This window comes from Paraburkholderia sp. HD33-4 (genome assembly GCF_021390635.1).
Classification (GTDB): Bacteria; Pseudomonadota; Gammaproteobacteria; order Burkholderiales; family Burkholderiaceae; genus Paraburkholderia.
The window spans coordinates 351447-365633 of sequence record NZ_JAJEJS010000003.1 but is presented as its reverse complement, the minus strand read 5'-3'; the positions used below and the strand labels follow the sequence as shown (position 1 = coordinate 365633).

Annotated in this window: 13 protein-coding genes; 12 read left to right on the top strand and 1 reads right to left on the bottom strand. The window is 57.9% G+C overall.

Features of this window, described 5'->3' with window-relative positions; all coding sequences use genetic code 11:
- Positions 1-45: 45 nt before the first annotated feature.
- Positions 46-1197 (top strand): branched-chain amino acid ABC transporter substrate-binding protein, encoded by a 1152-nt coding sequence (locus L0U84_RS36225; RefSeq protein ID WP_233857668.1) that lies wholly within the window; start codon positions 46-48, stop codon positions 1195-1197.
- A 48-nt stretch (positions 1198-1245) separates the two neighbouring features.
- Here the strand turns inward: L0U84_RS36225 and L0U84_RS36220 are convergent, their stop codons facing one another.
- Positions 1246-1932 (bottom strand): TetR/AcrR family transcriptional regulator, encoded by a 687-nt coding sequence (locus L0U84_RS36220; protein ID WP_233857661.1) that lies wholly within the window; start codon positions 1930-1932, stop codon positions 1246-1248.
- 182 nt (positions 1933-2114) lie between these two features.
- Between L0U84_RS36220 and L0U84_RS36215 the strand changes: the two genes are divergently transcribed.
- From L0U84_RS36215 to L0U84_RS36165, 11 genes are all read left to right on the top strand, one after another.
- Positions 2115-3629 carry an acyl CoA:acetate/3-ketoacid CoA transferase gene (locus L0U84_RS36215; protein ID WP_233857659.1) on the top strand — a complete coding sequence of 505 codons (1515 nt, stop codon included), beginning with the start codon at positions 2115-2117 and terminating at the stop codon, positions 3627-3629.
- A 36-nt stretch (positions 3630-3665) separates the two neighbouring features.
- The gene (locus tag L0U84_RS36210; protein ID WP_233857657.1) at positions 3666-4448 is read left to right on the top strand and encodes an enoyl-CoA hydratase/isomerase family protein; all 783 of its coding nucleotides are present in this window, start codon (positions 3666-3668) and stop codon (positions 4446-4448) included.
- Between the two features lie 22 nt (positions 4449-4470).
- On the top strand, positions 4471-5139 hold the full coding sequence (locus tag L0U84_RS36205; RefSeq protein ID WP_233857656.1) for an amino acid ABC transporter permease: 669 nt from the start codon (positions 4471-4473) through the stop codon (positions 5137-5139).
- Positions 5140-5149: 10 nt separating this feature from the next.
- Positions 5150-5797, top strand: coding sequence for an amino acid ABC transporter permease (locus L0U84_RS36200; protein WP_442794128.1), 648 nt, complete (start codon positions 5150-5152; stop codon positions 5795-5797).
- A 62-nt stretch (positions 5798-5859) separates the two neighbouring features.
- Positions 5860-6696: a transporter substrate-binding domain-containing protein gene (locus tag L0U84_RS36195; RefSeq protein ID WP_233857652.1), complete on the top strand. Its 837-nt coding sequence runs from the start codon at positions 5860-5862 to the stop codon at positions 6694-6696.
- A gap of 46 nt (positions 6697-6742) precedes the next feature.
- Complete coding sequence (locus tag L0U84_RS36190) at positions 6743-7480, top strand: amino acid ABC transporter ATP-binding protein (RefSeq protein ID WP_326491232.1); 738 nt, start codon at positions 6743-6745, stop codon at positions 7478-7480.
- A 171-nt stretch (positions 7481-7651) separates the two neighbouring features.
- Positions 7652-8785 (top strand): porin, encoded by a 1134-nt coding sequence (locus L0U84_RS36185; RefSeq protein ID WP_233857650.1) that lies wholly within the window; start codon positions 7652-7654, stop codon positions 8783-8785.
- A 209-nt stretch (positions 8786-8994) separates the two neighbouring features.
- Positions 8995-11076, top strand: a complete 2082-nt coding sequence (locus L0U84_RS36180; RefSeq protein WP_233857648.1) for a hydantoinase/oxoprolinase family protein — start codon at positions 8995-8997, stop codon at positions 11074-11076.
- Positions 11077-11094: 18 nt separating this feature from the next.
- Positions 11095-12816 (top strand): hydantoinase B/oxoprolinase family protein, encoded by a 1722-nt coding sequence (locus L0U84_RS36175; protein ID WP_233857646.1) that lies wholly within the window; start codon positions 11095-11097, stop codon positions 12814-12816.
- An 11-nt stretch (positions 12817-12827) separates the two neighbouring features.
- The gene (locus L0U84_RS36170; protein ID WP_233857644.1) at positions 12828-13676 is read left to right on the top strand and encodes a sugar phosphate isomerase/epimerase family protein; all 849 of its coding nucleotides are present in this window, start codon (positions 12828-12830) and stop codon (positions 13674-13676) included.
- A complete protein-coding gene (locus L0U84_RS36165; RefSeq protein ID WP_233857642.1) occupies positions 13676-14149 on the top strand; it encodes a RidA family protein in 474 nt (157 codons plus the stop codon). The genes L0U84_RS36170 and L0U84_RS36165 overlap by 1 nt, the downstream gene beginning before the upstream one ends.
- The last annotated feature ends 38 nt before the right edge of the window (positions 14150-14187 follow it).

Genomic DNA, 14187 nt, shown 5'->3' with positions numbered 1-14187 from the left:
AACGAAACCGGAAATAAAGTTGACCAATGCCCATGGAGCGACTCGATGATGTCTCGCAGTTTGATGAAGGTGGGTTTCCCTCTGCTGTGCTTTCTGGCGGTTACCTGGGCATACGCCGAACAAATCAAGGTTGTAAAAATCGGTATCGTCGGGCCCTTGACGGGTTTTTCGGCGTCGTATGGCAAGGACGAGGAGAATGGTGCCAGGCTTGCATTCGAAGAGGCCAATCAGGCAGGTGTCGTCATCGCAGGTCAAAAGGTTCGATTTGAAGTCGACGCTGAGGACGACGCGGCAGACCCAAAAACAGCGGTTCTGATTGCGCAGCGGTTTGTAGACGAAGGTGTCAGCGGCGTAATTGGCCACCACAATTCCGGATGCTCCATTGCGGCATCCTCGATCTATCAGCGGGCCGGTATCCCCCAAATATCTCCGGCCTCCAGCTCCCCCTTGTACACCGCACAAGGCTTCAAGACTACGTTCCGCACGATCAGCAATGATGACCAGATGGCTGTACTTGCCGCGGACTATTCAGTCAAGCAACTCGGGGCGAAGAGAATTGCGGTGATTGACGACAGTACCGACTACGGGACGAACCTTGTTACCGAGTACGTGAAAGCGGTCCAGAAAGATGGCGGTGAGTTGGTGTCGTGGCAATACACAACCACCAGGTCCATTGATTTTCGCGCAATTCTGACAACGATCAAGGGCGTCACGCCTGACCTGATCTTCTACGTGGGCCAGGATGTGCAGGCAGCTGGTCTGGTGAGACAGATTCATCAGCTCGGTATCCGGTCCAAATTTATGGGCGAGGGCGGCTTCACCAACGAGAGTTTTCTGAGACTGGCCGGGCCAAGTGCGCAGGGGATGTACAGCTGGGACTATGGATTGCCACTCGACAGGATGCCACGTGGAATGGAACTGGACAGAAAGATGCAGGCCCGATTTGGCGTGGGCATCGTCCAGTATGCACCTCTCGCGTACGACGCCTCCTGGGCGCTGATTAACGCCATGAAGAAGGCTGACTCTACAGACCCGAGCCGATTCGGTGAGGCATTGCGGAACAGCACGTTCGAGGGAGTATCAGGAAGTATTTCGTTTACTCAAAGCGGGGATCTGAAAGCCGCTTCGGCTACGTTGTATCAACAGCAGGACGGCCGATGGGTGGTGCTCGCGGTCGAGCAAGCCGGCTCGAAGTAACGCACCGGCGCTGCGCTCATAGATCTGACCGAGTGACTCATGCCGCTCTTACGGTGCCAGGATGCGTAATACCGTATCGATGTTGAATGCGAGCCGTTCCGCGCGTCTGTCCTTGTCGACGAAATTGAAGCCGAAAATGACCTCGTTCGTGTACCGATTGTTGAGGTAGTAGTAGGCGATCGCGGCCAGAGTAATGTGAAGCTGGCGAGCGTCAACGCCGGGACGAAACTCGCCCGCAGCCACTCCCCGGTCCAGAATGTCCTGAAGCATGTCGATGAAGCCGACATGGAGCTCCTTGAATCGCTCCGAGTGTGCAACGTGCTGCGCGCGATGAAGATTGGCACTGTTCACCAATGACATGAAGTCCGGATTCTTGAGATAGTAATCCCACGTAAATGTCATCAGTTTCTTGATGGCTTCGGTCGGGCTCAGATGTTTGAGATCCAGCTCAGCTTCCGCTTCCCGTATCCCCCTCCAGGCCTCTTCGAGCACCGACTGGAACAACTGGTCCTTGTTCTCGAAATATTCGTAGATCAGCCGCTTGTTGACGCCAGCTCTTTCGGCGATCGAGTCGACGCGTGCACCTCCGAGGCCGACCGTGGAGAACTCATCCCTGGCGGCGGCCAGAATTTTTTCCTTCGTGAGCGCCGGATTACGGATTTGCTTGACACGTGGCTCAGGGTGCTCACTGGCGGCACGCAGTTTTCTGGCTCGGATTGCTGCGGATGTAGACATCTCAAAAGTTCTATTCGCGGGACGGACCCAGTGTAAGGGAGTTGGCTGGGGCTGAATCTATCGTTTACCCCATCCTCGAGATCTTTGCTTGACACGCATTTTCTTCCAGAGCACGATGTTTCACAAGTAACGATCCAGTTCGGTATTTAACAGCGCACTGAGTAATCTGCTAGGAGGGTGGTGTGGCTCAATGGAAAAACCTGCACGAGGCTGTCGCTGACATTCCCGACGGCGCAACGATCGCCATCACGGGGTCCGGAGGTGGACTTCTCGAAGCGGATGCCGTGCTGGCGGCGCTCGAAGAGCGCTTTCTGCGCACGGGGCATCCGCGCAACCTCACGCTGGTGCATTCGCTAGGAATCGGCGATGGCAATGGAAGCGGGGTCGGGCGCTTCGCGCATCCCGGTCTCGTCAAGCGCGTCATCGGTGGTCACTGGAGATGGTCCAGCGTCATGCAGGATCTCGCGAAGAACGAAGAGATCGAAGCGTACAGCTTTCCCGCAGGCGTGATCGCGACGCTTTTCCGGGAAATCGGCGCAGGGCGTCCGGGTGTGATCACGCGTGTTGGATTGCGCACCTTTGTCGATCCGCGCTTTGGAGGCGGCAAGATCAACCGTTCAGCGACCGAAGAACTGGTCGAAGTTATCGAACTGGACGGCGAAGAGTTCCTGCGATTCAAGCCTTTCAAGATCGATTTTGCAATCGTGAAGGCCTCTTCGTCGGACAGCAAGGGCAACCTCACGGTTCGTCACGAGCCGGCGGATCTCGACATCTATGCGGTTTGTCTCGCGGCACACAATTCCGGCGGGAAGGTTATTGCGCAGGTCAAGACGATGACGCAAGGCCATGTTGCAGCGCGTCTGGTCTGTGTGCCGGGGATCGTGGTCGACACCCTCGTAGAAGTGCCATCCCAGCAGCAGTGCGCGATCACCGAATACGACCCGACATTGAGCGGCGAACTGCTCTCCACAGAAGGACGGGGCGAATTCGAAGCGCCGGAGGGTATCCGCCGGATCGTGGCCGAACGTGCAGCGCGCGAGATGAAAGCGGGCCAGTCCGTGAACTTCGGATTCGGCTTCCCTGGCGCTGTCCCGGCCATCCTGGCAGACCAGAATCTGCATGGTCGCTACTGGGGTACGGTTGAACAGGGCATCCACAACGGCGACATGCTGGATGGTGTGATGTTCGGTGCCGCGCGCAACGCGGACGCGATCATCCCCAGCGTTGAACAGTTCGACTTTTACAGCGGTGGTGGCATTGACGTGACGTTTCTCGGCATGGGTGAACTGGACCAGGAAGGAAACGTGAACGTTTCCAAACTAAACGGTACGGTCGTTGGGCCCGGTGGATTCATGGACATCACGCGCGGCTCCAAAAAGATCGTGTTTTGCGGCGCGTTCGAAACAAAAGGTCTTCAGGTTGACATCGGGCACACCGGCGACCTGCAGATCAAAAATCCTGGTCTGGTGCCAAAACTCGTCGACAAGGTTGCGCACATTACCTTCAGTGGCGCGCAGGCGCTTCATGAGGGCAAGGAGGTTCTCTACATCACCGAACGTGCGGTGTTCCGTCTGTCCGAGCGTGGTGTTCACCTCGTCGAAGCTGCAACGGGGGTCGACGTGCAGCGCGACATCCTGGACCGGATGGGGTTTGCGCCCATTCTTGACGAGCAGATTGCGGCGACGGTGTCGCAATAGTTCGTGCTCGACCTTCGATGATGCAAGGAATGGGAAATGGAAATGACTATTGAAAATCCTGTGCTCTTCCAGCGTATCGGGACCACGGCAGTCTTGACGTTGAACCGGCCGGCACGGCTGAACGCGTTGACACTCCAGATGCTGGATGACATCGACGTGATTCTGGACGAGATCGAATCGGACAGCGAAATCTCAGTGCTGGTATTCAGGTCGGCGAGTCCGCGTTTCTTTTGCGCGGGCGCTGATGTCAACGAGTGGGGTGCAATCGATCCCGAAAAGATGGGAAGCCGCTTCATCCGGGCCGGCAACCGAGTTATGCGGAGGATCGCTGAACTGGACAAACCGACCGTCGCGGTCCTCAGCGGCAGTGCCTTGGGCGGTGGGCTCGAACTGGCTCTTTCGTGCGACCTGCGGTATGCGCTGTCGTCCATACAGGTTGGCTTCCCGGAGGCTGCCGTTGGCGCGATCCCCGGATGGATGGGTTGCCAGCGACTGGCAAACCTCGTGGGACCTGCGCGCGCACGACAGATGATCCTGGTCGGCGCACCGATTTCCGCGGCCACCGCGCTGGACTGGGGAATCGTGAACGGTACCAGTGAAACACTCGAACAGCTTGATCAGCAGATACAGGAGACCTGCGACCTCCTTGCGAAGCGCTCGAGCGTATCGATATCCGTCGCCAAGCGACTGCTGCGTCTCATCGAACCGTCGGGGACCGAGGCCGCGCACGAGTTTGCCGCCACGGTTTGCAAGTCAACGCCGGACGCGACAGAGGGCGTCGCTGCTTTCCGTGAAAAGAGACCGGCGATCTTCCGCTAACGCACAGTATCTGAGGTTTGCCATGCACTATCAATTTGACTTCAGTGCGATCGCACAGTACAGGCAGCTCCTTGTCGACGGCACCATTGAGACCCTCAAGATGTCCCTGGTCTCTATGGCTCTCGCATTGGTTGCCGGGATCATTGTGATGCTCGCCAAGAAGAGCACTATCCCGCCACTCCGGTGGATGGGGACTGTATTCATTGAGGTTATCCGCAATACCCCGTTTCTGGTGCAACTGCTCTTCATCTACTTCGGTCTTGCTTCGCTCAGTCTCAAGCTGAGCGTGACGCAGGCTGCAGTCACTGCGTTAACCGTCAATGCAGCGGCATACGTGGCCGAAATTGTTCGCGGCGGTGTCGAAGCTATCCACAAGGGACAGATAGAAGCGGGTGCTGCGCTGGGCCTCAAGTCCTACCAGATATTCTGGAACGTCGTCTTGCGACCTTCGATTCGCTCGGTGTATCCGGCGCTATGTAGCCAGTTCATCCTGCTGGTGCTCAGTTCGAGCATCGTTTCGTCAATCTCGGCAGCGGAATTGACCTCAGCAGCCCAGCAGGTTGAATCGGCATCCTTCAGAAGCTTCGAAGTCTATCTCGTTGTGACTGCTATCTATCTGGCGCTGTCGATCACTCTGTCGACCATCTTCAAGTTGTTCGGCCGCGTCTACTTTGCTTATCCGACCAAGTGAGGCACGAATGATTCCGGAATTTGGCATGAGCAACCTCTTCCTGCTTCTGCAGGGATTGAAATGGACGATCGCACTGGCGGTGATTGCAGTAATAGGTGGCGGTGTGATGGGGCTGTGTATCGCCCTCCTGCGTACCTCGGATTACCCGTTCCTTCGCTGGTTGACTACGGGCTACATCGAGATATTCCAGGGCACTCCTCTCCTGATGCAGCTGTTCGTAGTCTATTACGGCGTCTCACTCCTGAACCTTGACATCAGTGCCTGGGCTGCGGCGGCGCTTGGGCTGACGGCACATGCAAGTGCATTTCTTGGCGAGATCTTGCGTGGGGGAATCGAGGCAGTTCCGAAAGGACAGGTGGAGGCAAGCAAGGCTCTCGGCCTGAAATATTTCCCACGGATGCAGGCGATTGTTTTGCCTCAGGCTTTCCGGGTCTCGCTGCCTGCGACGGTCGGGTTCGTCGTAGGCCTCATCAAAGGTACATCGCTGTGCGCCATTATCGGTTTCACGGAATTGACGCGCGCTGGGCAGGTTGTGGCCAATACGACGTTCGAGCCGTTCATGGTATTCGGGATCGTCGGTGCACTTTATTTTCTGTTGTGCTGGCCGCTCTCGAATTTTGGAACCCGGATCGAGCGGAGACTGGCTGCGGGACGGTGAATTGACGCTGTTTTAACTGTTGTTGACTTTACATGCCGGGAAGGCAGATAGGGGAACGCGAAATGAAGAGCTCATTGAAGGTAGACCGCCGCACATGCGTCAAGGCGCTGTGTGCTGTCCTGGCTGGTGTGATGTTGCCGCTTGCCGCCGTGCATGCCGGCGAGATCGACAGCCTGAAGTCGAAGGGGAAGATGGTTTTCGGCATCGTCACAGATCAGAATCCGTTTGGTTTCATCAACGGCAATGGAAGCAATGACGGATACGACATCGAACTCGCCCGCGACATGGCCAAGAAACTGGGTGTAACAGCCGAGTTCGTGCCCGTGACTGCGGCAAACCGTATTCCATTGCTGCTGACCGGCAAGGTTGACGCACTCATCTGTGTTCTCGGCATGTATCCGGACCGTGCCAAGGTGGTGCAGTACACGGAACCGTATGCCGTCATCAGCGCCTCGATTTACGGGAAAAAGGACGACAAGATCTCGACAGTGAATGACCTTGCGGGTCAAAGTATCGCAGTCGCCCGTGCCAGCTCCATGGACAAGGCAATTTCGCAAGTTGCACCGAAGACCGCTACGATCCGGCGCTACGACGACGACTCGTCAGCAATTCAGGCACTGCTCTCAGGGCAAACGCAGGTACTTTCTGGATACAGTCACTATTTTCCGGTGCTGAACAAGGCGGCGCCCAACCAGTACGAACAGAAGGTCATCCTCAGCCAGGAGTTTCTCGGCATCGCCGTGCGTCCTTCCGACAAGGATCTCGCCGTATGGATCAACGCCTATCTGGACACCTCCGATAAGGATGGGAGCTGGAATTCGCTGTACAAAAAATGGTTCGGAGTCGACAAGCCGTCGTTGCCCAAATCGCTGCCAAATATTCCGGTGGCGTCCAACTAAACGCAATTTCCTATTGCGACTCTGATTTTCTGGTTCCGGAGACATCATGGATGACGTAATCCAAATGGTAGGCGTGGAGAAGTGGTATGACAAGGCGCATATCCTCAAGGGAGTGAATCTGACGGTAAAGCGCGGCGAACACCTGGTGCTCTGCGGACCGTCCGGATCAGGGAAGTCAACCCTGATCCGGTGCATCAACTATCTTGAGAAGACACAGGGCGGCAAGATCATCGTCAACGGCGTCGAACTCGGCACGCACGGAAAGGGCGCCGAGAAAGTCCGGAACGACGTGGGCATGGTTTTTCAGCAGTTCAACCTGTTTCCTCACCTGACGGTGCTCGAAAACTGCATGCTGGCGCCCCGGCGCGTACAAAAGGTCAAAGCCAGCGAGGCGAAAGAAAGGGCGATGAAGTATCTGTCGCGCGTGAGGGTAGCTGACCAGGCGCACAAGTATCCTGCACAACTCTCCGGCGGCCAGCAGCAACGCGTTGCGATTGCGCGTGCACTGTGCATGGATCCCAAGATCATGCTTTTCGACGAGCCGACGTCTGCCCTCGATCCGGAAATGGTCAAGGAGGTACTGGATACGATGATCGGCCTCGCCGATGACGGCATCACGATGATCTGCGTTACCCATGAGATGGGTTTTGCCAAATCTGTCGCACATCGTGTGCTGTTCATGGACGGCGGTCAGATCATCGAAAGCGGTTCGCCCACGGAATTCTTCAGCGCCCCAAGTCATCCCCGCACCCAGGCGTTTCTGGCCCAGATTCTCGCGCACTAAGGCGATTGCGAACCTGATGGGGTAAGTCTGCATCGCCAGACCGGAGTTGTGTCTTGTCTATTCCACGAAGGTGGGGTAGCGAAATTTCAAGCATGCATGAAGTTGGTCGTTTCGCCGCTCAAGCTTGTTGTCTAAATAAATAGTTATACATATTAAGTGCCGGAGAAAAAAATGGCGAATGTTGTGAAGACGGGCATCACATTGGCAGTAGCAGGCCTGGCATGTCAGGCGCATGCCCAGAATTCAGTGACCCTGTATGGTGTCATTGACACCGGCCTTATGTACATTCATAACAGCGGCGGCTATTCGACCCAGGTTTCGATGACGAGCGGCAGCGTGTCTGGTTCGCGGTTTGGCCTGAAAGGCAGTGAGGACCTGGGCGGGGGGCTGAAGGCGATCTTTCAGCTCGAAAACGGCTTCAATTCGGACAACGGGAAGCTAGGCCAGGGAGGCCGTATGTTTGGTCGTCAGGCGTTTGTGGGACTGTCGGGTGATAGCTGGGGTACTGTGACGTTGGGCCGTCAGTACGATCCGTTGGTCGATCTGATTCAGCCTGTCCAGGGTGACAACTGGCTCGCCGGCTTTTTCACGAGTCCGGGAGACATCGATAACGCCGACAACAGCGTGCGTTTCAACAATGCTGTGAAATGGGCAAGCCCAAAATGGTCGGGCTTGCAGCTGGAGACAATGTACTCGTTCGGCGGCGTCGCGGGCTCGCTGGGTTCAGGCCAGACGTACAGTGGCGCAGCGTCGTATAGCAACGGTGCACTCTCACTGGCGGCGGGTTACCTGCATATCGATAACGGCAACCCCTCGGTTTCGACACGAGGTACAACGTCCGCCGATTCCATCTTTAACAGCTCAGTTAATAACGCGTACGCTTCCGCGCGTTCGATCAACATCACTCGGGCAGGTGGCAACTATGTAATTGGCAGCGTCACCCTCGGTGGTTACTACAGCTTCTCGCAGTACAACCCGGACGCGAGTTCGACCTTCACGGAATCGCAGAAATATCAGGTTGGCTCACTGTACGGTGTATGGCAGATCGCGCCAGCACTACTGACAGAGTTAGGCTACACCTACATGAAGTCGTCCGGCGACTCCTCGGCGAAACAGAATCAGTTCTCGATCGGTGCCGACTACAACCTGAGCAAGCGTACGGATATGTACGCGATTGCGTCCTATGCGCTCGCAAGTGGACAGAACGGGGCCGGGCAAGCGCAGGCGGTGATTGGTTCGAACGATGTTGATTCGGGGTCAAACAAACAGGCGCTCGTCACAATTGGCTTGAGGCACAAGTTCTAAGTCCCGGAAAGGAAGGACTGTTGAAAGCCGTTGTGACACACCAGTCCGCCCTGGTATCGCGCAGTCGTACGTGGCACTGAATCACTCGAGGTAGTAGGAAAACGCGGTGGTGGCCGAAGGCGCATTCTGGGGAATTTCACCTTGACGTTGTGGGCGCCGGCAACAGTCACCAAAGGCATCAATTCGGCAAATATTGGACGGATGAAACTATGGCAAGCGCACGCATCGGCGTAGATATCGGCGGTACCTTCACTGACCTCGTACTTCTCGACGACAAAGGTCAGGTTACCTTCACGAAGGTTTCGTCGACCCCCGCAGCTCCCGAGGAAGCGGTTCTCACGGGTGTCGAACGCATCCTGCAGCAGGCTGGACTGAAGACCGACGATGTCACAGAGGTCCTTCATGGCACGACGGTCGGATCGAACACCATGCTTCAGAAGGTCGGAGCGAAATCTGGTCTGATCACCACGAAAGGATTTCGCGACGTCCTCGAAATTGGCCGTGTTCGCACGCCCACCATGTTCGATCTGACGTGGGACAAGCCGGTTCCGCTTGTCGAGCGCCGATATCGGCTCGAGGTCGACGAACGCACACTGGCTTCCGGGGAAGTGCACCGCGCTACGCCGATCAATGAGGTGCTGAAAGCAGGCGAGTTCTTCCGCAGCGAAGGCGTCGAGTCCGTCGCTGTCTGCTTCATCAACTCGTACAAGAATCCGGAAAACGAGGCTGCCGCGCTCGCCGCCTTTCAGGCGAAGTTTCCCGAGATCAGCGTCACTGCGTCCATCCAGGTGCTGCCGGAACTGCGCGAGTATGAGCGCACGTCGACAACCGTCGTCAACGCTTATGTCCTGCCCGCATTGCGGACCTATCTCCAGCGCCTTGAGAGCGGCCTGAAGCGCATCGGCGTGAACGCCCCGTTGCTGGTCAGTAATTCAAATGGCGGCCTGTCCAGCGCCCGCATCGCCCAGGACACACCCGTGTTCTTCATCTCGTCGGGCCGGTCCGCTGGCGTCGTCGGAGCGGGACGCCTTGGCGAAGCACGCCACGATACTGATCTCGTCGTCTTCGACATGGGTGGCACGACCGCCTCCGCATCGCTGATTCATGACGGCCAGCTGGCGCGCACCAACGAATACGAGTTCCGCGCCGGTATCTCGACACCGAGCCGCTTTATCAAGGCCGGTGGTTACATGATGCGGGTTCCCACGATCGACGTTGCTGAAGTCGGTAGCGGCGCAGGTTCGATTGCCTGGATCGATGCGGGCGGTCTGCTGAATGTCGGTCCGATCTCAGCGGGCGCCTATCCGGGCCCCGTGTGTTACGGCATCGGCGGCGAACGCCCGACCGTGACCGACGCAAACGCCGTCCTCGGCTTCCTGCCGCAAAAGCTCGCCGGCGGAACGATGGAACTCAACCTGATGGCTGCGCGCGACGCGATCGGTCAGATCCTTGCAAAGCCGCTCGGCATTTCAGTCGAAGAGGCTGCCGTCGGTATCCGTGAAGTCGTCAACGTGAACATGGCGCGCACCATCAAGGCCGTCACGGTCGAGCGTGGCGTCGATCCGCGCGACTTCACGCTGATGGCGTTTGGTGGCTCCGGTCCCGTGCACGCCTGTGACCTCGCCCGCACGCTGGAAATGAAGCGTGTCGTGTTCCCGGCCGCACCTGGTGTGTTCACAGCGATGGGCATGCTCGCCGGCGCCGTGGAGAGATACTTTGTCCGCCCGTTCCTCCATCATCTCGACTCGTTCGATCTCGACGCTCTGGCACAGCACGTCTCGTCCATGCGGAAAGACGCAGCCAAGGCGCTTGCGAGCGAAGGCTATACCGCAGACCGTATCCAGTACGTCTTCGAACTCGATATGCGGTTCCGCGGTCAGGACTATGAAATCCCCGTGGCTGTCCCCGAAAAGCTGGACGAAGCTGGCCGCGAGCAACTGCGTAAAGGCTTCCTCGACGCCTACACGGCAATGTATGGCTATGCATCGAATGACGCGATCGAATGCGCGAATATCCGGCTGCTCGCGCGCGGCATCGCCACCAAAACACTTGATTTCCGCGATATTCGAAGTGCCGCCAACAAGACGGGCGAACAGACGCGGAGCACCCGACGGGTCTATTTCAACCGTGATTCAGGATGGGTCGACACGCCTGTCGTCCCGCGCGCCTTGCTCGACAAGGAAATCCTCGGTCCCGTCATTCTCGAAAGCTCAGATACGACGATCGTCATTCCCCCTGGCTGGCGCGTCAGCACTGACAAGGTCGGTAGCGTCATCGCATCGCTCGACTGAACCCCAACGGAGTAGAACATGGCACAACGTAAAGTCGATCCCATTACCTTTGCTGTCGTCAAGAACGCCCTCGATACGATCGTCGACGACATGGCATTTGCCGTGATGCGTACCGCACGCTCACCGATCATCCGCGACGTCCTCGACTATTCCGTGACGATGTGTGATGCCGCCGGCCGCATTCTCGCCCAGGCCAAGACTGTCGCCCTGCACCTCGGTGCGGTACCGGACGCCGTCGATGTCGTCATCAGGAAGTTCTCGAACAACGTCCAGCCGGGTGATGTGATCATTTTCAATGATCCGTACGAAGGCGGCATGCACCTGCCGGACATTTTCATGTTCAAGCCGATCTTCTTTGAAGACAGGCTTCAGGGCTTCTCCGTCGTCATTGCGCACCATTGCGACGTCGGCGGTCGCGTTCCGGGCTCCAACGCTGCTGACTCGACCGAAATCTTCCAGGAAGGCTTGCGCATTCCGCCGACCAAGCTGTACACGCGGGGCGAAGTAAACGAGACCCTGGTAAGCATCATCAGGAAGAACGTCCGTCTGCCTGACCTCGTGATGGGCGACCTGGACGCACAGCTGGCGACCTGCAATATCGGTGAGCGCGAACTTGTGAAGATGATCCGTCGCTACGGCGAGGCGGAGCTTCGCGAGTATTTCGATGAATTGCTGGACTATGGTGAGCGTCTGACGCGTCAAGCCATCGCCGCATGGCCGGACGGTGTCTACGAGTTCATGGACTATATCGATAATGACGGTTTTACCAAGGATGCAATCCCGATCAAGTGCGCGATCACCGTGAAGGGATCAGGCGTGTCGGTGGACTTTGCAGGGTCTTCGCCGCAGGTGCGCGGTGCAATCAACTCGACGCTGTCGTTCGTGAAGTCGGCGACCTACCTGGCGATCCGCTGCGCGCTCGAAGCCGACGTGCCGAACAACGCTGGCGTCTATCGCTGCATCGACATCACGGCGCCTGAAGGCTCGATTCTCAATCCCCGTCTGCCTGCGCCGGTTGCCGCGCGAGCACTCACTGGCTATCGCGTGGTCGACACCGTGTTCGGCGCCCTTGCGCAGATCGCGCCGACCAAGGTCATGGCTGCAGGCGAAGGTGGCAACACCGTGATCGCGCTCAGCGGTTATGACAAGGAGGCCAGTGAGCCGTTCATCCTGGTGGACATGATCAACGGCGCCTGGGGTGGACGGTTCAACAAGGACGGAATCGAAGGTGTGACCAATCCGTCCCAGAACATGTCGAACATGCCGATCGAAACGCTTGAGGCGCGCTACCCGATCGTGATGGAGGCGTATGGCTTCGCTGAGGACTCGGGCGGCGCAGGCGAGTATCGGGGCGGTCTCGGGCTCGTGCGGGAATACCGGATTCTTGCTGAAGAAGTCGTCGCACAGGTCCGTTCTGATCGCAGCGACCATGCGCCCTATGGTCTTTTTGGCGGATGCAAGGGTGCCCCGTCGTCGAACTTCCTCCACACAGACGGAGAAACGAAGCCGCTGCCGAGCAAGTTCACGATGACGCTCCATCGCGGTGCGTCGGTCCGTCACGAGCAGGCGGGTGGTGGTGGATATGGCGATCCGGCGAAGCGCTCGCTCGATCTCATCGAGGCCGATCTCGCGAATGGAAAGATCACGCGCGATTACGCCGAGCGTTTCCACAAGGTTGCGTTCAAGGGCGAAAAGCTGGATCGCGACGTGTCCGCGAAACTGCGCGGCACAAAGGCATGATGGGGGACGACATGGACTTTGATCTTTCGCGATTCGCGATTAACCAGATCACGACGCCCAAGTGGTCGATGCCGGAAGCCATTGAAGGCTACAGGCGCCACGGCGTGAGCGGTATCGCCGTGTGGCGGCAGTTTCTCGAAGCGTATGGCGTCGCGCAGACACGCCGACATCTGAGCGAGCTTGACATGTGGGTCCCATCGCTGTGCACGAGCGAATGGTTCAACGTGTCGGTCGACAGCAGCATGGCGGAAGCCATCGACACCAACCGTCGCCTGCTCGATGCAGCGGCTGAAATCGGCGCGCGCTGCCTGATGATGGTCGTGGGTGGCATGCCGCCCGACAGCAAGGACATTGCGGGCCAGCGAGCACGCGTGCGCGACGCACTTTTCGAGCTCGCACCTCACGCACGTGATGTCGGCGTCAAGCTGGGCCTCGAACCACTGCACCCGATGTACGCGGGCGACCGCAGCGTCCTCAATTCGATCAAGGTCGCCAACGACCTTTGCGACGAGCTGGGAGATGCCGCCGGCCTGGTTCCTGACGTCTACCACTGCTGGTGGGATCCAGCGTTCGAGGCCGAGCTGAGACGTGCAGGCCCCGATCGGATTATCACGTTCCACTACTGTGACTGGCTGGTGCCGACGCGTAATCTGCGCGATCGCGGCATGGTCGGTGATGGTGTCGTTGACATCCAGTGCATCAAGGGATGGCTCGACGATATTGGCTACACCGGTCCCTTCGAACTCGAGATCTTCTCCGAACTCGACTGGTGGGAGCGGCCGCCCGAGGAAACCACGCGCATTGCAATCGAGCGATGTGGTCCGTACGTCCAGCCTGTTGATTCACATGGAGGTGTGTGATGGGTGCAACTCTCGAACAGCGGTTACGCGAGGTCGGTATCGAGCTCTCCTCCCCCGTGACACCGGGCGCGAATTTCGCCGCGACAAAGCGGGTTGGAAATCTGCTCTATGTCTCCGGTCAGGTTCCCGTGTCCGGAGGTGTTGATCGATACGTAGGCAAACTTGGCGCAGAGCTTTCGCTTGAGGACGGACAATCTGCGGCGAGATTGTGCGCGGTCAACATCCTGACGCAGGTCAACCAGGCGGTCGGAGGAGACTTTGATCAGGTTGTCGGTTGCGTCAGGCTTGGAGGGTTCGTCAACGCGTCCCCTGAATTCAAGGACCATCCCAAAGTCCTGAACGGAGCATCGGATCTGATGATCTCGATACTGGGTGACGCAGGTCGCCACACTCGTGCTGCCGTCGGGTGCAATTCTCTTCCGCGCAACGTCGCCGTGGAGGTTGACGCAATCTTCGAACTGGCAAGCCGCTAGCGTCTGGGAGAGTGGAACTGTCGCGAGTCGGGTTCGCA